15 protein-coding genes are annotated in these 20,635 nt (G+C 39.0%); 5 read left to right on the top strand and 10 right to left on the bottom strand.

Annotation, left to right across the window (positions count from 1 at the left end; translation table 11 throughout):
* Positions 1-118 precede the first annotated feature (118 nt).
* The 4 genes from fre to I6F54_RS19505 form a co-directional block, all read right to left on the bottom strand.
* Positions 119-832, bottom strand: coding sequence for an NAD(P)H-flavin reductase (gene fre / locus I6F54_RS19490; protein WP_024589658.1), 714 nt, complete (start codon positions 830-832; stop codon positions 119-121).
* A 109-nt stretch (positions 833-941) separates the two neighbouring features.
* Positions 942-2,408 (bottom strand): 4-hydroxy-3-polyprenylbenzoate decarboxylase, encoded by a 1,467-nt coding sequence (gene ubiD / locus I6F54_RS19495; RefSeq protein ID WP_007580574.1) that lies wholly within the window; start codon positions 2,406-2,408, stop codon positions 942-944.
* 71 nt (positions 2,409-2,479) lie between these two features.
* Complete coding sequence (locus I6F54_RS19500) at positions 2,480-4,510, bottom strand: methyl-accepting chemotaxis protein (RefSeq protein ID WP_165739341.1); 2,031 nt, start codon at positions 4,508-4,510, stop codon at positions 2,480-2,482.
* A gap of 66 nt (positions 4,511-4,576) precedes the next feature.
* Positions 4,577-4,858, bottom strand: coding sequence for an MliC family protein (locus I6F54_RS19505; RefSeq protein WP_165729321.1), 282 nt, complete (start codon positions 4,856-4,858; stop codon positions 4,577-4,579).
* Positions 4,859-5,003: 145 nt separating this feature from the next.
* Here I6F54_RS19505 and I6F54_RS19510 point away from each other — a divergent pair, with 145 nt between their 5' ends.
* Complete coding sequence (locus I6F54_RS19510; RefSeq protein ID WP_165729320.1) at positions 5,004-5,909, top strand: DUF808 domain-containing protein; 906 nt, start codon at positions 5,004-5,006, stop codon at positions 5,907-5,909.
* 52 nt (positions 5,910-5,961) lie between these two features.
* Here I6F54_RS19510 and I6F54_RS19515 read toward each other — a convergent pair whose 3' ends face one another.
* The 3 genes from I6F54_RS19515 to I6F54_RS19525 all read right to left on the bottom strand — a co-directional run bounded on the left by I6F54_RS19515 (position 5,962) and on the right by I6F54_RS19525 (position 10,649).
* Positions 5,962-6,903, bottom strand: a complete 942-nt coding sequence (locus I6F54_RS19515; protein WP_024589662.1) for a tetratricopeptide repeat protein — start codon at positions 6,901-6,903, stop codon at positions 5,962-5,964.
* A gap of 86 nt (positions 6,904-6,989) precedes the next feature.
* The gene (locus I6F54_RS19520) at positions 6,990-8,390 is read right to left on the bottom strand and encodes a M20/M25/M40 family metallo-hydrolase (RefSeq protein WP_165739343.1); all 1,401 of its coding nucleotides are present in this window, start codon (positions 8,388-8,390) and stop codon (positions 6,990-6,992) included.
* A gap of 180 nt (positions 8,391-8,570) precedes the next feature.
* Positions 8,571-10,649 carry a TonB-dependent siderophore receptor gene (locus tag I6F54_RS19525; protein WP_197142726.1) on the bottom strand — a complete coding sequence of 693 codons (2,079 nt, stop codon included), beginning with the start codon at positions 10,647-10,649 and terminating at the stop codon, positions 8,571-8,573.
* 191 nt (positions 10,650-10,840) lie between these two features.
* On the opposite strand from I6F54_RS19525, the gene dbpA reads away from it, so the two are divergent.
* Positions 10,841-12,229, top strand: coding sequence for an ATP-dependent RNA helicase DbpA (gene dbpA / locus I6F54_RS19530; RefSeq protein WP_007580581.1), 1,389 nt, complete (start codon positions 10,841-10,843; stop codon positions 12,227-12,229).
* Positions 12,230-12,251: 22 nt separating this feature from the next.
* Here the strand turns inward: dbpA and I6F54_RS19535 are convergent, their stop codons facing one another.
* Positions 12,252-12,824 (bottom strand): DNA-J related domain-containing protein, encoded by a 573-nt coding sequence (locus I6F54_RS19535; protein ID WP_165739347.1) that lies wholly within the window; start codon positions 12,822-12,824, stop codon positions 12,252-12,254.
* 76 nt (positions 12,825-12,900) lie between these two features.
* Here I6F54_RS19535 and I6F54_RS19540 point away from each other — a divergent pair, with 76 nt between their 5' ends.
* Entirely contained in the window at positions 12,901-15,720 is a 2,820-nt protein-coding gene (locus tag I6F54_RS19540; RefSeq protein ID WP_197142728.1) for an ATP-binding protein, read from the top strand.
* 63 nt (positions 15,721-15,783) lie between these two features.
* Here I6F54_RS19540 and rho read toward each other — a convergent pair whose 3' ends face one another.
* Positions 15,784-17,043, bottom strand: coding sequence for a transcription termination factor Rho (gene rho, locus I6F54_RS19545; RefSeq protein WP_002960945.1), 1,260 nt, complete (start codon positions 17,041-17,043; stop codon positions 15,784-15,786).
* A gap of 185 nt (positions 17,044-17,228) precedes the next feature.
* Positions 17,229-17,555, bottom strand: coding sequence for a thioredoxin TrxA (gene trxA / locus I6F54_RS19550; RefSeq protein WP_002960942.1), 327 nt, complete (start codon positions 17,553-17,555; stop codon positions 17,229-17,231).
* A gap of 91 nt (positions 17,556-17,646) precedes the next feature.
* Between trxA and rhlB the strand changes: the two genes are divergently transcribed.
* Both rhlB and gppA read left to right on the top strand, forming a co-directional pair.
* Positions 17,647-18,924, top strand: a complete 1,278-nt coding sequence (gene rhlB, locus I6F54_RS19555) for an ATP-dependent RNA helicase RhlB (protein WP_165741477.1) — start codon at positions 17,647-17,649, stop codon at positions 18,922-18,924.
* A 43-nt stretch (positions 18,925-18,967) separates the two neighbouring features.
* The gene (gppA, locus tag I6F54_RS19560) at positions 18,968-20,461 is read left to right on the top strand and encodes a guanosine-5'-triphosphate,3'-diphosphate diphosphatase (RefSeq protein ID WP_007580584.1); all 1,494 of its coding nucleotides are present in this window, start codon (positions 18,968-18,970) and stop codon (positions 20,459-20,461) included.
* Positions 20,462-20,635: the final 174 nt, after the last annotated feature.

Consider the following 20,635-nt stretch of genomic DNA (forward strand, 5'->3'; position numbering starts at 1 on the left):
CCCGATGGGTTAAGCCAAAACCATCTAAGTATCCCCATAAAAAGAAAAATGCCAGTCAGCTTAACTGACTGGCATTACCGATTAGGTGCCTTTATTCATAACTGAAAGTTAATTTCAATTATTTGATAAATGCGAATGCATCTGCGTACATGTTTTCACGAATTGCACCATGAGTAATAAAGTCATCACGGACAATACCTATCATGTCAAAACGACCGGCCATATAAATATCGTATGGTTCAAGTGATACAATATCTTGCATTACCGCTTTATGTACATAGCCAGTGTGACCTTGCCAATTAGCAGATGGATTTTCTACCACAGGGATAAACTCAAAGTTTTTGTGGCTATCGGCCCATGTTTGCATTTCTGTATGTGCGTATAAAGCTGACTCTTCTTTTACACCCCAGTAAAATAATACAGGACGGTCGCACTTAATTTCAGCTAAGTGATCAGCCATTGATTTTGCGTATGAAAAACCAGTGCCACCGGCAAGTAAAATAATAGGGCGCTCACATTGCAGGCGCAACTGTGAAATACCCAAGCCAGCTTCAATGTCTACTAACTGCCCAGTGGTATGCGCGTTTCGTAAATGTTCCAGCGATTGCATTGCATACGAATCGGCACCTGACGCGCCAATATGCAGTTCTATTGCATCGCACTGTGAAGGGCGACTAGCTATAGAAAAAGCACGTTTGTCTTTTTCGCCCAATACGAGTTGCATGTATTGGCCAGCTTCAAAGGTCACAGGTTGTTGTGGCTTTAAAATTACTTTGTGAACAAATTCTGTAAGTGGGCTGATAGCTACAACTTCAGCTTTTAATGTTTGCATTTTTTACCTTTTAGCAGCGCTTTAAACAGCAGATACGCAATCGAATGACTCGATTCTAGCATATCTGCAGGGTTATTTTATAGCCTGTTATGTACTTACATATAAACACTTAAAGAATATTAAGGCTTTCCCAAATATCATCTACGCGGTCTTTGGTGTCTTTATCCATAACAATAGGCTCGCCCCATTCGCGGGTGGTTTCGCCAGGCCATTTATTGGTGGCATCCATTCCCATTTTTGAACCCAGGCCAGAGACTGGCGATGCAAAATCGAGATAATCAATAGGTGTGTTTTCTATTAATGTTGTATCGCGAGCAGGATCCATTCGGGTTGTTATAGCCCAAATAACATCTTCCCAATCACGGGCATTAATATCGTCATCGCACACAATTACAAACTTGGTATACATAAACTGACGTAAGAACGACCAAACCCCCATCATCACGCGCTTGGCATGGCCAGGATATTGTTTTTTCATTGTTACAATCGCCATACGGTACGAGCACCCTTCAGGCGGCAGATAAAAGTCGACGATTTCAGGAAATTGCTTTTGTAATATCGGCACAAACACTTCATTAAGTGCTACACCTAAAATTGCAGGCTCATCAGGCGGACGGCCAGTAAATGTGCTGTGATAAATAGGATCTTTACGATGCGTTAAGTGAGTTACCGTCATTACTGGAAAGTCATCTACTTCATTATAGTAACCGGTATGGTCACCATAAGGGCCTTCTGGCGCCATTTCACCTGGCATAATGTAACCTTCAAGTACTATTTCTGCACTGGCAGGGACTTGTAGGTCATTTGAAATAGATTTTACAACTTCGGTTCTGCTACCACGTAATAAACCAGCAAATGCATATTCGCTTAATGTGTCGGGTACAGGTGTTACTGCACCTAATATAGTAGCTGGATCGGCACCTAGTGCTACCGAGACAGGGTAAGGTTGCCCTGGGTTTTCTTTACACCATTCCTGAAAATCAAGCGCGCCACCACGATGCGACAACCAACGCATAATTATTTTATTTTTGCCTAATAATTGCTGGCGATAAATACCTAAATTTTGGCGCTTTTTATAAGGCCCTTTAGTGACTGTAAGGCCCCAAGTAATTAATGGCGCTGCATCACCTGGCCAGCAATGCTGAATAGGTAATTTAGTTAAGTCTACATCATCACCTTCTAAAACTACTTGTTGGCAAGGCGCTTTTTTAACTTCTTTTGCAGGCATATTAAGCACTTGCTTAAAAATAGGTATAGCACCTAGAGCTTCTTTAATACCCTTTGGTGGATCAGGTTCTTTTAAAAAAGCGAGTAGCTTACCCACTTCGCGAAGCTCGCTAACATCTGTTTGGCCCATGCCCATTGCTACGCGTTTTGGTGTACCAAATAGGTTGGTAAGCACCGGCATATCGTAGCCTTTTGGATTTTCGAATAATAACGCAGGGCCTTTTGCACGCAATGTGCGATCAGATATTTCGGTCATTTCAAGATACGGGTCGATTTCTTGGGTGATACGTTTAAGTTCGCCTTTTTTTTCAAGCAAATCGATAAAATCACGTAGATCTTTATATTTCATTGTGGGCCGCTATTAAGCAAAAGAGTTGAAGTATTATACCCATTTCATGCAAGCCAAGTCATTACTTGCACTTAAAACTTAAAGCGCTCTACGGCACTTGTTAAGGAGTGTGCAAGTTGATTTACGTCTTCACTTTCGCTTGCTAGGGTTGTCGCGTTTTTGGCATTCAAGGTTGCTTGCTCTGTCACCTTGGCCATTATTTTTTGAATGTCGTTACTGTTAGTCAATTGCTCATGTGATGCATGAGCAATCTGCTCACTCATCTGATTAACAGACAACAATGTGCTTTTAATACGCTCTACGGCTTTATTTAGTTCAGTGCTGTTTTTAACACATTGCTTGGCTTGGTGTTGGCCATCGGTAATGTGTTCTTGAGTTGTTTGAGTGTGCTGTTGCAATGTTTGGATCATGGTGTTTATTTCGCTAGTCGAGGTCTGTGTACGTGCAGCTAATGATCGAACCTCATCAGCAACTACAGCAAACCCGCGTCCGTTTTCACCCGCTCGCGCTGCTTCAATTGCAGCATTGAGTGCCAATAAGTTGGTCTGCTCGGCAATGCTGCTAATTGTTTCAACAATGGCTTCAATAAGCTGAGTGTGTTGGGCTAGTTCCTCAGTGCTGCCTACTGCTTTATCAAGGCGCTGTAATAAAGTTTCTATACTTAGACTATTTGTATTAGCAATCTTGTTTACGTCATTGGCAAATTGCGATGCATTGGTTATTTCACTTGATGTTTTATCTGCTTGTTCATAAACCGCTTGTGAGTTAGTTAGCATATTTTGTGCAAGCGATGTTGCCTGTGCGCTTCGCTCCAACTGCTGTTGTGCAACAACCGTCATTTGCTGACCTTTTTCACTGGTTTTAATAGCGCTGCGGTCTAGTTCATGGGCGTCGCTACTAATTGCGCCAATTAACTGGGTAAGGTCTTCACTGAGTTTATTTATGTTATTTAGCAAAGTACCAAATTCATCTTTACTGCGCGGATGGCTTCGCTTTGATAAATCACCTGAGGCGATTCGGGCTAAATCGCGGTTTACTTTTTTAAGCGGTTTTAGCATTGCGCGAGTTGTAAAAATAGAGATAGCGATAATCAATATAATTAAAACAAGCGTAATAATTACTACAGAACTAATCCCAGTATTTATGGCGGCCTTTGCATTAGTTTGTAAGGCATTAAAGCGCTCATCAGCCAATTTATTAAGTTCAATAAGCTGACCTTCTGTTGTTATAAATTGCTGTTGAAAGTGTTCAAAATTTTGAGCCGCAGCAATAGTACTTTTGAGTACTTTATTTTGTTGGGCATAAATTCCTGTATCGTTGTTAAGTAACTCTCTTAATTGATTAAATTTAGCCGTTAAATTTTTAGCATTAAACGCATTATTAAAGGGTAGCGCTTGTTGCTCTAAATAGGTGAAATTAGGTTGGATGTTATCTAGTAGAAATAGGGTATCTTGCTGATGGCTATTTAAATCATTGATACTTGTAGTTTGAGTAATGCTTTTTATATTATTGCTTAAGTTAAACAATAAATCATCTATACGGGTCGCTGTTCCAAACATCGCATTAAGTAGCGCCTGCTGTTTTGCAGGCACTTCTAAAAGTTCTATATCAAGTAAGTTAGAACTTAAATTGTAAAGTTGCTCGTTAAACGTTGCTGATAATTCTATGGTGGAATTTTGCGCTACAAACTTACTCTCTTTAGCACTAAACATTGCGACACTTACTTTAGTCAGTTGCTCGAAGCCTGCGTTGGTACTGGTGAGTAAATTTTGCATTGTTATTTGTTGATTTAGTTGAGTGCTTAACGAATTGAGCATATCGCTAAATTGTTGTTGCTCAGCTTGCGCCTGTTTTTTATTTTGTTGAAGTAAATCAAGGTTTGCTTGGCTGTAAGCTAAGGCGTTAAATTTAGTAATAGACAGTAATGATAGCCTTAAATCTTTACTGAACTGTTGTACCGGAACTGCTAATTTTTCGGTTCGGGTATTGTTAACGCTAATTTTGTTTAATGACCAATAAAAAAACACACTACTTGTTAGCACCAATAAACCAATGGCTGTAAAAGCTAAAATTATTTTATGTTTGATCGCAATTGAACGCATAACTTCATCACAATAATGGGTCTTTAATTATTGTAGCATTACTGTAATTTATTGGTTGGTTTTGTGTTAAACCTTGATGCACTGTCTTTTTTTACCAGCAATGATTAGCATGGCCTCATTTCCCTTACCCCAAAACAGTACCTCTTCACTTATATATTTATTCCCTGATGCACTTTTTTCGTGATTAAGTACATGCACTTTATTGTTAAAGATAATTTCGGCTTCAGAATTATTAATAATATTGAGTTTTACGCTCTCATCATCGCATTGGTAAGCAGTACTGGTTTGTAAATCACTACATGCGGTTAAGCTTAGTAAAATAGCGATTAATGCTAAATATACTTTCATTTTTTCTCCCATCTTCTTTAAAAGTAAGTTAAAACGCAGGGCAAAATTTTAATCTAATGTAAGAATAACAAAGCAAAATTAACCGTTGGTGAAAGTAGCGCTTTACGTTATGTTTATAGCAATATTTTTTGAGCTCGGAAGCTTTATGGCAGGCACTAACCTTTTAACGTTATTAGACGATATAACCACTTTACTTGATGACATTGCGACAATGAGTAAGGTAGCAACAAAAAAAACAGCGGGTGTATTAGGCGATGACTTAGCACTCAATGCACAGCAGGTTACAGGTGTTGCAGCAGAGCGTGAATTACCGGTTGTTTGGGCTGTGGCAAAGGGCTCATTTTTAAATAAAGCGATACTCGTACCCGCTGCTTTATTAATAAGCGTATGGCTGCCTTGGTTAATAACACCGCTTTTAATGATGGGTGGTTTGTTTTTGTGTTTTGAGGGAGCTGAAAAAGTATTTGCTAAGTTTTTGCCTCATCACAATGAAGTGGTAGATGAAGATGAAAAATTAGATTTAGTTGAGTATGAAAAACAAAAAATAAAAGGGGCAATAAGAACCGACTTTATTCTTTCTGCCGAAATTATTGTTATTACTTTAGGCACTGTGGCAGGCGCTACGTTACTTAACCAAGCTTTAGTGCTTTGTGTTATCGCAATTATAATGACGATTGGCGTTTATGGCTTAGTGGCCGGTATTGTAAAGCTGGATGATGCCGGGCTTTATTTACTCAACGAATCTAAAGTGTCAGCTAATAAATTTAAAGAGTTACTTGGTAAAGGCTTACTCGCAGCAGCGCCTAGGTTGATGCAGTTTTTAGCATTTGCGGGCACCATTGCAATGTTTTTAGTAGGCGGCGGGATTTTAGTGCATGGTGTTGAGTTATTGCATCATACTCAAGTGGATGTAACGAGCTATGCTCAGTCTGTTGCTGGCGGCACAGGAGAAGTATTAGCGCCTCTCTTGTTTGATGGTTTGCTAGGTGTTATTGCCGGCTTAGTTGTTGTGCTTATACATGTAGGTTATACAAAGTTATTTAAAAAATAGTTTATAGCTGGCGTACTTGTTGCGCCAGCTATATTTAAATTCACTCATTCACTCATTCACAGTTAGCTATTTTACAAAGCGATTCTAATTCAAATTGTGCTTTAGTATTTTTTTGCTCAATGGCCTTTTTATACCAATAAATAGCCTGTTGATAATTTTGAGCTATTCCCTGACCATCACGATACATTTGCGCTAAATTTAATTGCCCCCATTGAGAACCCGCTTCAGCAGCTAGCTTAAAGCTATTAAATGCTTCAAAAAACAACTTATCTTTAAAATAAATAATGCCTTGTTGATTGTTTTTATCGAGTTTTAAACCTTTATATAGTGGCTTAGGTTTGGGAGGAAACATCACAAACCCGCCATAAAGGCTGTTGGCATAAGGTCGCAGCACGTCATAAATAGCTTCGTCTTTATACAAACGCTTTACTTCATCACGAGGGAGGGTGATTGTTTTAGTGGAGAAGTAATTGTCTTGAATTAGTTGGCTGGTACGCATTGCCAAGGTAATACTATTATTACGTTTATAGCTGTAGTTGCTTATCTGAAAGGTAATAAACTGCTTATCAAAACTTAAAACTTGAGCAATTCTTAAATTGGTTAGGGTCCAGGGTTCGTGTGTAAATTTGTCGGCGTGTACTAAGTAGGTGTCATATATTTTAGGTGTATTCAAATAGCTTTGCTTTTGAGTCTCGGTATCAAGGTGTTGTTGATAAAAAAACGAAACAATCCAAAGCAATAAAAATACGCCAATAAAGTATTTAGGTAGGCTTAGTTTTTCTATTAACGGTAGTTGCGGTATTTTAACAGGTTCGCTTTTTCCGCATTGATAGCACTCGCGTTTATAGCTTAATTTTAAGGCAAGCATAGGTAAAATGCTAAATCGTAAATAGCGGCTTTTATTTACTAAATGGTAGGCGTCGCTTTGGCAGTGAGGGCAGCGTGTTATTTGTGCAAAATGTGGAAATGATTCACTTGTGTTGAAAAGTAACATAAAGCACGCTCCTTGTTTAATTACCTAAAGGTAAAACAAGAAGCGTGTTAGTTAAAGCTACAAACTGTAAGTAAGTATGTCTGTTATTACTTATTTTGAGCTTTAGGCTTGATAGTGGTTTTTGCATCGGCAGCCATTAGAGCAAATACAGCATATGCAGCGGTATTTTGACGAAGCTTAGCAGGTGTCACTTTATCAAGCGTATCGTCAGCTGTATGGTGGTAATCAAAGTAATCTGTTCCATCTTGAGCAAGTTCAAAAATAGGCGCTGACGTTGCTGCTTTAAGTGGAATTAGATCGGGGCCACCATTCGCTTGGTTTTTACCAATGTGCTCAATATTTAACGGCGCAAGTTCTTTTGCTATAGCGCGAACTACAGGAAGTGACTCTGCGCTTACGTTCGACTCAAAAGCATATACAACATCGGCGCCAAAATCAGACTCAGCGGCTGCAACAATATTGCTTAGCTCGTTTTTATGCTCTGCAAAATAAGCTTTTGCACCCCAAAGACCTAGCTCTTCAGCTGCAAAAAGTACCACACGAATACTGCGCTTAGGGCGTTTTACATCGCTAATATGTTTAGCGGCTGCCATTGTTAGTGCAACGCCTGCGCCGTCATCTAATGCGCCAGTCCCTAAGTCCCAAGAATCTAAATGCCCCCCAATTAATACATATTGCTCAGGGTTTTCGGTACCATTAAATTGGCCAATAACGTTATAACCAGTGCCTTCACCAAGGCTTTCGGTTTGCACATTAATATTTACCGACACTTCTTTATTTAAAGCAACTAAGCGTGCTATTTGATCTGCATCTGGGTTAGCAATTGTTACGTTAGGTATTTTTGTAACACCTTCTTTGTAGTAACTACCGCCAGTGTGTGCAAAGCGATGATGACCGGTACTAACCGAGCGCATCATGTAGGCAACAGCGCCTTTTTTAGATGCTTCTATAGCGCCTGTACCGCGTGCTTTTACAGCAGGTCCGTAACCATTCCCGTCTATGTCGCGGTTCATACGGTAATTAATATACGCAATTTTACCTTTTAAACTGTTTGCCGGTGCGGCTTTTAATTCATCAAGTGTTTCGAATAATACAACCGGCGCTGTAATCCCATCTTTTGGCGTGCTTATACTGTTACCTAATGCAGTTAAGTGCAGTGGTTGCTCGCTTGGTGTTAGTATTTTTCCGCTTTCGCTATAACGGCGCCATTCAGGAAATGTGGCTTTTTCTAACCATACTTTATCAAAGCCCAGTTCATTAAATTTGGCTTGAGCCCATGCCACGGCTTTTTTATCGTTTTCGGTACCAGGAAGGCGTGGGCCTACTTCAGTTGTTAATGACTCTAGTAATTTATAACTTAAATCACTATTTAGTGCAGAGGTGCGCACTTTGTCTACTTGTTGTAATTGCTTTTGGGTAAATTCGGCGCTGTTAGCGTTTGCAGCCATACTGCTAGTAAGCAGCAGTGCGGTAATTAATTTTTTCATTTTGGTAGGCCTTTTTAATAATTAGCGCTATTAGAGCATGTAACAAACATGATAAAAAATAGATGAGATGAATAGGCTTTGTAATAGGTTTAATGCTGTTAGGTGTGAATATTTAGATATAAAAAAGCCCGCGTAAATGTACGCGGGCTATATTTTAAAGCTGTTATTTAAGGCATTTATTTAAAAGCTAAATTGCGCAGCTAAACGAAGATTTGTGCCCTCGCCAACAGTTACATTATTTGTGCCGCCACCACCTAAATAGCTTTTATCAAATAAGTTTTCGATGTTAAGGCGTAAGTTAATATCGGTATTACTTAAGTTAAACTTATAAGTTGCACCTACATCAACACGCGTATATGCATTTTTAGTAATTGTATTGGCGCTATCAGCAAAACGTTCACCTTCGTAAAAAGCACCTGCATTAAGTGCAATTGCATCGTTTAATTCATAACGAGTCCAAAGTGATGCCGACCATTTTGGTGCATCGGTAGGGCGTTTGCCTTCAAGTTTTTCATCGCGTTCAAAATTAGCATCTAGGTACATAGTTGATGCCATTACAAATAAACGGTCAGTAGCGGCACCTTGTGCGCTTAGCTCAAAACCTTTATGGCGTTGTTCACCTACTTGGTTTGTTTCACTTGTGAATGACCCAATAGGAACTTCAAGTTGCTCGCTAACAAGAGTACCTTCTTTGCTAATATCAAAAATAGCACTGGTAAGCATTAGGCGGTCATCAAATAATTGCCATTTAATACCAATTTCTCTTTGCTCAGATGTAATAGCATCTAATTTCATACCGTTATTTACATCTGTTTCATCAATTAATGTTTCGCTGCCTTGAGGCTCGAAACCTTCTGAGTAACTAGCGTATATAGTTGCAGAAGCATTTGGGTGATAAAGCACGCCTACTTTTGGTACAAATGATTCGTTATCTGCATCTTCTCGTGTTTGTTTATCGTAACGGCCACCTAGCGATAATTGCCACTCTGGTGAGAACGAAATTAAGTCTTGAACGTAAATACCGTAGTAGTCGTATTCAGTTTCGCTTATTGTATCATCTGTTTTATAGCTTACTGATGGACGAGATGGTTCTGCTTGTCCTGCAGAAAAATCAAAAGAGTCGGCAGAGGTACGACGTTGCCCGTAGTAATAATTAAGCGAGTTTGCGCCAATTAAAAACTGATGTTGTAAACTTCCCGTTTTAAATTCACCAATAAAATCAATAAATGCAGTTTTAAATTGCCAATCATCAAAGCGATCATAAGGATTTGATTGATAGCTATCACCCTCAACAAAGTCACTTGGCATATTCGGTGCTGATTCAAAGCGTTGGCGCTCAAATGTTTGTTCGTTATAGCCAAGCTTTACTTGCCAGTTATCGGTTAAAAATACTTCTAGGTCTACACCTACGTTTTCTACTGTAATATCGGTAAACGCCCAAGACATATCACGGATTGTTTTATCATCACCAATTACATTGGCATTATCGTCTATCCATGCGCCAGTATCTAAACCTGCTTCGTCGTCTGTGCGGTCGTAATGCACACGTACTAATGCATTGTCGCTAATATCGTAATCAACAACTAAAGCACCTAAAAAGCGGTCACGTTCACGGTTTTCACCATTTTGGTATTCACGCCAGTAATCAACATCTTGTTTAACTAAAATACCGCGAGCACGTAAATCTTCCGATTCTGTTAATGCGCCTGCAGCATCAACCATAAAGCGCGTTGAACCATGTTGGTCTACATCGGCACTGGCATTAAATAATGTCGTTGCAGTTGGTTTTTTGGTTACCATGTTAACCAATCCACCAGGGCCTGACTGACCATATAAAATACTTGATGGGCCTTTAATTACTTCAACTTGTTGCAAAATTTCGATTGGTTGCTGGTAGTGCGACCAATGCTGATGCCCGTCGCGTAAATAACCTGTCGATGAGCTTAGCTCAAACCCACGTAAGTTAAATACTTCACGGTTTCGTTGCTGTGAGCCTGCCGTTAAGCTGGCATCATTTGTTAGTACTTCGCCAAGGGTAGTGGCAAGTTGTTCATTAACAATAGTGTCTGTAATTACGGTTACAGATTGTGCGGTTTCAAGTAATGAAGCTGACGTTCTCATTGCGCCATTAGCGTTATCTACTTTGTAATCATTAAAGTAGCTACCTTTTACTTCTATACGTTCAAGGTCGGTAGAGTTTGCATATGCGTTTGTTGTAATGCTTGCTAATAGTGCTATGTAAAGAGAATTCAGTTTCATTGATTGCTTCCAGCAGTGATATGTAAAAAACAATCGAGATCTTAATGCAAACTACTATCATTTTCAACATCTTTTATTAACATGCTTTATAGTGTGTTTGTTAATGGTTGCCAATTGCGAATTCTGCTATTATTAGCAGCATATTTAGTGGGGCTTTCCCCCACGTTATTTTTATTGCTATGGAACTTACTGTGACTTCAACTGCTTTTTCATCTTTGGCTTTACCAGCTGGACTCGTTGATAATTTATCAACACTTGGTTATGCGCATATGACACCTGTACAAGCGCAAAGTTTACCGCCTGTACTTGCTGGTAAAGACATCATTGCTCAGGCAAAAACCGGTTCAGGTAAAACTGCTGCGTTTAGCTTGGGTGTGTTAGCTAAATTAAACGTAAAACGCTTTCGTATTCAATCTTTAGTCTTGTGTCCTACTCGTGAGCTTGCCGAGCAGGTTGCGGTTGAAATGCGTAAATTAGCGCGCGGTATCCATAACATTAAAATATTAACGTTATGTGGCGGTGTATCAATTGGTCCACAAATAGGCTCGCTTGAACATGGCGCGCATATTATTGTTGGTACACCTGGGCGTGTTGATGACCATATTCGTAAAGGTACTTTACGTTTAGATGATGTTGAAACATTGGTACTTGATGAAGCCGATCAAATGCTTGATATGGGTTTTCAAGATACACTTGATGCAATTATTGAGCGCATTCCACAAAATCGTCAAACATTGTTATTTAGTGCAACATTCCCAAGAGCTATTGAAGCAATTGCTAAGCGTGTACTTAAAAATCCAGAAATGGTTAAAGTAGAAGAAGAGCAAGCCAAAAGCACAATTAAGCAGTACTTCTACAAAATGGATAATAATAAGCAGCGCTATCCAACGCTAAAATTATTATTACTTAAATTTACACCACAAAGCTGTGTTGTGTTTTGTAATACTAAAGTAGAAACACAACAAGTGTGTGACGATTTAGCTGATGAAGGCTTTAGTGCTGTTTCGCTACACGGTGATTTAGAACAGCGCGATCGTGAACGTACGTTAATTCACTTTTCAAATAAAAGTGCTTCAATACTTGTTGCAACCGATGTTGCTGCACGTGGTTTAGATATTGACGACATGGATATGGTGATTAACTACCATTTAGCACATGACACGCAAACACATGTGCATCGTGTTGGTCGTACTGGTCGCGCTGGTAAAAAGGGCATTGCATGTTCTATTTACGGTGAAGCAGAAGCGTTTAAAATTGCTCAAATAGGCGAACATTACGAACGTGATATTACTCCAGAGCAAATGCCACCATTTAATTTATTAGACAAGCCACCGTACCGCCCTGAAATGGTTACTTTGATGATTGATTCAGGTAAAAAACAAAAAGTACGTGCAGGTGATATTTTAGGTGCCTTAACGGGTAAAGATGGGGTTGCAGGTCGTCAGGTGGGTAAAATTAACGTACTTGATAACGTAGCGTTTGTTGCTGTTGAGCGTAACTCATTAAAACCTGCGCTTCGTAAATTAACCGAAGGCAATATTAAAGGGCGTAAAATACGCGCACGTCGCCTTACTCGTTAATTTAAACTTCTAAATTAATAGATTAACGAGCAGCTACCTTTAGCTGCTCGTATTGTGTTTGTATTTTTTTAAACTCAACTTCACAGCCATTTGGTTTATCTGGGTGCACTTGTAATGCAAGTTGTCTCCAGCGCTTTTGAACATTTTTAAGAGTGAAATTTTCAGGTAACTTCCATTCTAAAGCCAATGCTTTAAATTCATTTTCATTTAAAGCCTGTTGTGGTGATATCGTTTTAAACTGACGCCAAAAGCTATTTAAAAGCTCATCAATCTGCTCTTCTCTGGTATCGTAATTATGCCAATCTAAATAATAATCTCGCAAATTTTCGCTTGTTGTTACTAAACTATTATCTCCTTTTTCTAAAAGCTCGATATGCAGAGCTGAAATGAGTAAACTCTGAGGGCGTAATTGTGCCTGCAGTTGGTACAGTGCATTCATAATTAAAAAGTTACGTTTAAATAAATCACGTTCAGGACTTTTATCGAGAGTGGTCATAGCGCTGCGGTTTGTCAGTTCTGCTGCTAAAGTATGAACTTGCCAAACCTGCTTTGTTAGTATTAGCTCAAAAATCTCATCAATCAGTGGGTTAAGCATTGTTTAGGTCCTAGTAGTTGGTGTATCTTCAATAAAGATTACACTGATATAAGTAACGGTTTGAAGGATTAAAATTATGCTGGGCAAGTTAAAATGCCTCTTATTTACTATATGCTGTGTACTAATAGCTCCTAGCTATGCCCAAAATAATGATTCGTTATTTGAGCAATTCAAAAACGAAGTGCAGTGGGAGCCTAAATTACAATTAGCAAACATGCTACTTGCTAATAAAAATGCCTCCAAAAAAGAGCGTGTCGCTGTTTATTCGGCATTGGGTAATACTGCGTTATCGGTTGATAATTTTAAAGACTCATTACATTACTTTAAATTACTTGAACAACATACTTCGGATACTTTCTTCCCTGATGAGCACTTTCGTGCAATAAAAATGCAAGGTGTTGTACTTTTTTATCAAGGCTTATTTCAAAAAGCGATTATTGAATATACCCGTACCCTAGCATTAGCAGAAAAGAATAAGCAATTACTAGAGCAGGCAAACTTATTAAATAATATTGGTTTGGCCTATTTTAATATGAATAAGCTAGGCGATACCCTAGAGTTTTATTTAAAAGCAAAAGCTATCTACGAGGCGTACGGCAGCGAGCAAGATAAAACCGATATACTACTTAATATAGCAGGCGTTTATATACGCTTATCACGCTACGATAGTGCGTTTGGTCTTTATCAAGATGTACTTAAGGTTTATCAACGATTAGATGATAAAAGCGGTATTGCGCAGGTATATAACAATATGGGTGTTGCCCATATGGAGAGTAATCAATTTGACTTAGCACTGCATTATTACCAGCTAGCGCTACGCTATTATATTTCAGCTAATGATTACAATAAGTTATCTACACAATATACAAACCTAGCAAATACTAATTTAGTATTAAAAAAAGTGGATGAAGCGTACGAGCAAGCTAAATTAGGTGAGTACTACGCCCTTAAAATAGATAACCATAATTTAGAGCTTAATGCGCTACATGCGCTGGCTAAAATTCAGTTTGTTAAGGGCAACTTAGAAGAGGCGCAAATAAATTTAGATAGAGCAATTTTACTTGCTCATGAATATGGTAGTGAGCGAATAATTAGAGAGAGCTTGGGGGCCAAAGCACTTCTTGAAGCCAGTAAAGGCGATTATTCAAGCGCAATGGCTTTGCAACAAAAATATATTAGTGAGTTGCGAAAGCTCAGAAGTACGGCAATTATAAATGCACTAGCGGTACTTCAGCATCAATTTAAAGCAACGCAATTAAACCAAGAGATAGAAAAACTTAAACAAGATCGCCGTGTGCAAGAGCTAAAAATGTCGCAGCGTTCTCAGCTTACTTTATTCTCTTTTTTACTATTACTTTTAGTTGTCGTAACTGGTATTGCGCTTTATCGCCGTGGTGCAGAAAAACGCGCTAAGCAGCAGTTAACAGAACAAGTTACGCAACGTACTGCAGAATTGCAGGCAATTGCACAAGAGCTGAGAGAAGCCAACGATGTTAAAAGCCAGTTTTTGGCTAATATTAGTCACGAAATTCGCACTCCACTAACGGCTATTTTAGGGCAAACAGATGCTTTAATTAATGAATTATATGAGCCTGAGTCACTTAAAGATGAATTAAGAGTAATTCAGCGTCACAGTGACCATTTAAAAAGCTTAATAAATGATGTACTCGATTTAAGTAAAATTGAAGCCAATAGATTAGAGTTAAATATTTCGTGCTTTGATATTGTAGAGCTCGTAAATGATGTGCACGCAATGTTTATCACCCAAGCAAAAGCAAAAAATCTACATCTTATTTTAGACAATCAAGTGGGTAATGAGTTTTACACTAAGCTGGATTTAATACGCGTAAAGCAGATTCTTATAAACTTATGTGCAAATGCTATTAAGTTTACTCATTCAGGGCAGATCATTATTGCATTAAATAAGAGTGAGCAAGGACTAGTTATTATTGTAAAAGATACCGGTATTGGTATGAGCTCTAAACAGTTAAAGCTTATTTTTGAATGCTTTAGCCAAGCTGATAACAGCATTAGCCGTCGCTTTGGTGGTACAGGGTTAGGCCTTAGCTTATCGCAACAATTAGCTGCGATGATGGGTGGTTATATCAGCGTACAAAGCGAATACAAAAAGGGCAGTCAGTTTTCGTTCTTTTTACCGTGCGCAGAAGTAAATAAATCTCAAAGCATGATTGAAACTCAAAGTGCTCCTAAGGCAAATAAGCAATTAGCAGGGCGTGTTGTACTTGCGGAGGATCATCCTGATAATCGTAGGTTAATAAGTCGTTATTTACGCTCAATGGGACTCGAGGTTATTGCTGTTGAAAATGGTGAGCAAGCGGTAGAGCAGTGCTTAAAAGAATATCCAGATTTGGTATTGCTCGATATTCAAATGCCAGTGATGGATGGGCGTTCTGCTTTTCAGCTATTAAAACAATGTGGTTTTGAGCGACCTATTTTTGCTTTAACAGCAAATGCTATGAGTCATGAAGTGGATGGTTATTTAGAGTTAGGGTTTACTGGTTACTTAGGTAAACCGATAGACAAAGAGTCATTTTATAAAGCGCTTTCTAGTCACCTACATAATGCAGAAGATCAGCCAATTACAAAGCAAAATGAAGTTGATATGAGCGATCTTGTGATTAGTTTCAAGCAGAGCTTTGCTTTGGAGAGTGAAACGATTACGCAGCATTTTATAAGCGAAGATTTAGATGCGCTACAAAAAGATAGCCATCGCATTTTAGGGGCTGCACAAATGTTTGGTTTGGATGAAATTGCGCAATCGGCTAAAAATTTAGACAGAGCACTTCTACGCAGAAGCCAAAAAATCAGTGCAAATGATTTTAAAGCGCTCGTTGATACGCTGCAGGGTGTACTTAAAAAGTATAATGAAAGTTAAACTGTATTTAATCCAGACACAAAAAAAGCGCCTAAGGCGCTTTTTTATTCAATTAAAACGCTTTTATTGGCGTCTCATCGAATCAAAAAATTCATCATTGGTTTTGCTCATCGATAGTTTATCGATTAAGAATTCCATTGCATCAATTTCTGACATGTCATGAACAATTTTACGTAAAATCCAAAGCTTTTGAAGTTCATCTGGTTTTGTTAGTAATTCTTCACGACGAGTACCTGAGCGGTTAAAGTCGATAGCTGGGAATACACGTCTTTCCGCAATTTTACGGTTAAGGTGAAGTTCCATGTTACCAGTACCTTTAAACTCTTCGTAGATAACTTCATCCATTTTAGAGCCAGTATCGATAAGAGCTGTAGCTATGATTGTTAAGCTACCACCTTCCTCAACGTTACGTGCAGCACCAAAGAAGCGCTTAGGTTTATGTAATGCGTTAGCGTCAACACCACCAGTAAGTACTTTACCTGATGAAGGAATAACGGTGTTATAAGCACGTGCTAAACGAGTGATTGAATCCAATAAGATAACAACATCTTTTTTATGTTCAACTAGGCGTTTTGCTTTTTCGATAACCATTTCGGCAACTTGTACGTGACGAGAAGCTGGTTCATCAAACGTTGATGCAATAACTTCACCTTTAACTAGGCGTTGCATCTCTGTTACTTCTTCCGGACGTTCATCAATAAGTAAAACCATTAATGTTACATCAGGATGATTGTGCGTAATTGATTGTGCAATATTTTGAAGTAGCATTGTTTTACCCGCTTTTGGCGGAGCTACTAACAAACCACGTTGGCCGCGGCCAATAGGAGATGCTAAATCAAGTACACGGGCTGTAATATCTTCTTTACTGCCGTTACCACGTTCCATGCGAAAACGTTCGTTTGCATGTAATGGAGTAAGGTTTTCAAAAAGAATTTTAGTTCGAGAGTTTTCAGGTTTATCAAAGTTAACTTCATTTACTTTAAGTAAAGCAAAGTAACGTTCACCGTCTTTAGGTGGACGAATAAGACCTGAAATTGAATCGCCAGTACGCATGCTGAAACGGCGAATTTGGCTAGGTGAAACATAAATGTCATCTGGGCCAGCTAAGTAAGAGGCTTCTGATGATCTTAAGAAGCCGAAACCATCTTGTAAAATCTCTAATACACCGCCGCCGAAGATATTCTCTCCGCCTTTGGCATGGGATTTAAGAATGGCAAAAATGATATCTTGCTTTCTTAAGCGGGCTACGTTTTCGAGCCCCATGGACTCAGCTAAGTCTACAAGCTCTTTAATGGACTTGTCTTTTAATTCGCGTAAATGCATATTGGTGGGTTCTTTATTACAGTTGTCATACTCAAAATCGCTTTGATCGTTGAGTGAGGTTTGTTGAATATAACTAAGGATTAGTTGGCTTTATAAACTAGCAGTTCACTGGCAAAGCGTCCAGTCTTTATACAAAATAAATTTAAAAAAGGGCAAAAAGCCCTTTTTATTGTTCTAGCTTACAGTTAGATGTTGTTTTCTAAAAACTCAATAAGTTGAGTTTTTGAAAGAGCACCTACTTTCGTTGCAGCTACTTGACCATCTTTAAAAAGAAGTAAAGTAGGAATACCACGAATACCAAATTTTGGCGGTGTGCCAGCATTTTGGTCAATGTTTAATTTAGCAACAGTCACACGGCTGTCGTATTCATCAGCAACTTCGTGAAGAATAGGGGCGATCATTTTACAAGGTCCACACCATTCAGCCCAGAAATCTACTAGTACTGGTTTGTCAGATTGTAATACGTCAGCTTCAAAGCTATCGTCAGTAATTTGGATTATTTTCTCGCTCATTGCGCTCTCCGATTTAGTTAGGCGAAATATTTAGTGCGTATTTAAACACTCTTGTTTCTTATTGCAAGTTTAAACGTTATGCTTAAACGCTATGACTAAGACACATTTAACCGATAAAAAGTTTTCAGACTTTGCTATCGCACCGGAAGTGGTTGCCGGTTTAACCGAGAATGGGTTTGAATATTGCACACCTATTCAAGCAAAATGCCTACCTTTTATTTGTGATGGACGCGATATCGCGGGCCAAGCTCAAACAGGTACAGGCAAAACGTTGGCGTTTTTAACTGCCACGTGCCATCGGTTATTACAATCTAGCAAAGCACCTAGTAAACATCCAAGAGCCCTGATCATGGCCCCTACTCGGGAGCTTGCGATTCAGATACACAAAGATGCTAAAATTTTAGCGCCGCACTGTAATCTTAACTTAGGTTTAGTATATGGTGGCGAAGATTACGAAAAACAACGTGCACAACTAGAAAAAGGCGTTGATATTTTAATTGGTACTACAGGTCGTCTAATTGATCTGTATAAGCAAGGCTGTTACACCCTTAATGAAATTGAGGTAGTCGTGCTTGACGAAGCTGATCGTATGTTCGATTTAGGTTTTATCAAAGATATTCGCTATATGTTCGATCGTATGCCAGATACATCAAAGCGTTTAAACTTATTATTTTCTGCCACATTATCGTATCGCGTACAAGAATTAGCTTTTGAGCACATGACAAACCCAGAACATGTTCAAATTGAACCTGACGTTAAAACGGGTAAACGTATTCAAGAAGAGCTATTTCATCCTTCGCAAGAAGATAAAATTAAGCTGTTGTTAAGCTTAATTGAAGAAGAATGGCCAGAGAAAGCAATCGTGTTTGCAAATACCAAGCACAGTTGTGAAACAGTATATGCTTGGCTTAAGTCAGACGGTCATCGTGTAGGTATGCTTACTGGTGATGTTAACCAGAAAAAACGCCAAACTATATTAGCGCAGTTTAGCAAAGGCGACTTAGACTTTTTAGTTGCGACTGATGTTGCAGCGCGTGGTCTTCATATTCCAGAAGTAAGTCATGTATTTAACTTTGATTTACCTGACGATTGTGAAGATTATGTTCACCGTATTGGTCGTACTGGCCGCGCTGGTGCATCAGGCCACGCAATTAGTTTTGCATGTGAGCAATATGCATATAACCTGCATGAAATTGAAGAATATATAGAGCACAGCATTCCTTTATCACATTATGATAAAACAGCATTGCTAGATGATTTAACTCAGCCTATCATTCAAAGAAAGCGCAACTATTCAACAGGTCCACGTAACCGTAGTAATAACAGCGGACGTCGCCCAAATAATAGTTACCAAAAAGGACGGTCGTAAACGACCGTTTGTATAAGTAGTAGTAACTAGAGGTTTTTGAACGGTGGGGCAACTTAAACCGCAAAAAAATGTGTACGCAGTTATTGATTTGGGCTCAAATAGCTTTCATATGCTTATAGCCAAATCAATTGCTGGCGGTCTACAAACAATTGGACGTGTTAAACGCAAAGTCCGATTAGCCGCAGGGCTTGATAAAGATAACGTATTGAGCACTGAAGCAATGCAGCGAGGCTGGGAATGCCTTGCCCTTTTTGCTGAGCGTCTACAAGATATCCCAGATAAAAACATCACCATAGTAGCAACAGCCACCTTACGGTTAGCAACTAACGCCGAAGTATTCAAAAATCATGCAGAAAAGATTCTTGGCCATAACATTAATGTTATTAGCGGAGAATTAGAAGCGCGTACAATTTATAAAGGTGTTGCTCATACTTCATCTTGTACTGGCAAACAGCTTGTTATTGACATTGGTGGTGCAAGTACCGAAGTTGTAATTGGTAAAGCATTTGATGCCTTACATTACAAAAGCCTCAATATGGGGTGTGTTACCTATCTTGAACGCTATTTCAAAGACTGCCAATTAAGTAAGAGTAACTTTAACGCAGCCATAAAAGCAGCTCGTACAGTCATTGATGAAATTTCTCCAGAATATAAAACAGCGGGATGGCAAATTGCATCTGGTGCTTCTGGCACAGTGCAAGCAATTCAAGAAATTATGGTCGCTCAAAATCTTGACGATTTACTTACGCTTGAAAAGCTCAACACTATAAAAGAGCAAGCAATTGCATTTAGCACTATTGCAGCGCTAGACCTTCCTGGATTAAGTGAAGACCGTCGACTGGTATTTGTATCAGGGCTCGCAATCTTAATCGCACTATTTGAATCTCTTGAAATAGAAAAAATGGGATTGGCGGGTGGAGCACTGCGTGAAGGCGTTTTATATAGCATGGTTCCGGAGTTTCATAATAACGACATTCGTAAACGCACAGTTGATGGGTTTATGAGTCGTTATCACGTTGATCAAAAACAAGCGTGTCGGGTTTCAAGCTTAGCTATGCAGTTAGCGGTAAGTATTGATAAAGATTGGCCAATTGAACGTTTAAATGGGTTACCACTATTAAAAGCGGTAGCGCAGCTTCATGAGATTGGATTACTAATAGAATATAAGCAGTACCATAAACACACCGCTTATATTTTGGAAAATACCGATATGCCTGGTTTTTCACAGTCAGAGCATAAATTAATAGTAGCGGTAGCAGATGCGCATCGTTCTGATTTTCCAAAAGGCTGTTTTAATTCACTCGGCGTAAATAGTCTATTGGCGCAATATATAGTGAGATTACTACGGATAGCAGTCATCTTATCAATGCGCAGACAAGATGATGTACTGCCTATGTTTGAGTTAACTGCTAAAAATGAAGTGTTAGACCTTAAGTTTGAAAGTAACTGGTTAAAAGATCATCCATTAATGGCCAGCGAGCTACAACAAGAGTCTAAACAGCAAGGTAAACTTGGGTGGAAGCTCATAGTAAACTAATTAAAAAGGCCCATCAGGGCCTTTTTAGTGTTTAAAGTAACCATTTCGATGCAAATATGTGCGAACAGCACATTATTTCAAGTTTTCTTCAAAAAAAGGTTGATCTGTTTTCGGATCTCCCTATAATGCGACCCCACTGAGACGGGAAACGCCAACGCATAGCGAGGCAGGAAC

The sequence above is a fragment of the Pseudoalteromonas sp. SWXJZ10B genome (genome assembly GCF_015864475.1).
GTDB lineage: Bacteria > Pseudomonadota > Gammaproteobacteria > Enterobacterales > Alteromonadaceae > Pseudoalteromonas > Pseudoalteromonas arctica.

Bases quoted from the DNA above. Each gene is read 5' to 3' on its own strand.
- ubiD (WP_007580574.1), bottom strand. From the start codon at position 2,408: ATGAAATATAAAGATCTACGTGATTTTATCGATTTGCTTGAAAAAAAA.
- I6F54_RS19500 (WP_165739341.1), bottom strand. From the start codon at position 4,510: ATGCGTTCAATTGCGATCAAACATAAAATAATTTTAGCTTTTACAGCC.
- I6F54_RS19540 (WP_197142728.1), top strand. From the start codon at position 12,901: ATGCTGGGCAAGTTAAAATGCCTCTTATTTACTATATGCTGTGTACTA.
- I6F54_RS19520 (WP_165739343.1), bottom strand. From the start codon at position 8,390: ATGAAAAAATTAATTACCGCACTGCTGCTTACTAGCAGTATGGCTGCA.
- rhlB (WP_165741477.1), top strand. From the start codon at position 17,647: ATGACTAAGACACATTTAACCGATAAAAAGTTTTCAGACTTTGCTATC.
- I6F54_RS19525 (WP_197142726.1), bottom strand. From the start codon at position 10,649: ATGAAACTGAATTCTCTTTACATAGCACTATTAGCAAGCATTACAACA.
- I6F54_RS19510 (WP_165729320.1), top strand. From the start codon at position 5,004: ATGGCAGGCACTAACCTTTTAACGTTATTAGACGATATAACCACTTTA.
- I6F54_RS19535 (WP_165739347.1), bottom strand. From the start codon at position 12,824: ATGCTTAACCCACTGATTGATGAGATTTTTGAGCTAATACTAACAAAG.
- rho (WP_002960945.1), bottom strand. From the start codon at position 17,043: ATGCATTTACGCGAATTAAAAGACAAGTCCATTAAAGAGCTTGTAGAC.
- fre (WP_024589658.1), bottom strand. From the start codon at position 832: ATGCAAACATTAAAAGCTGAAGTTGTAGCTATCAGCCCACTTACAGAA.
- trxA (WP_002960942.1), bottom strand. From the start codon at position 17,555: ATGAGCGAGAAAATAATCCAAATTACTGACGATAGCTTTGAAGCTGAC.
- I6F54_RS19515 (WP_024589662.1), bottom strand. From the start codon at position 6,903: ATGTTACTTTTCAACACAAGTGAATCATTTCCACATTTTGCACAAATA.
- I6F54_RS19505 (WP_165729321.1), bottom strand. From the start codon at position 4,858: ATGAAAGTATATTTAGCATTAATCGCTATTTTACTAAGCTTAACCGCA.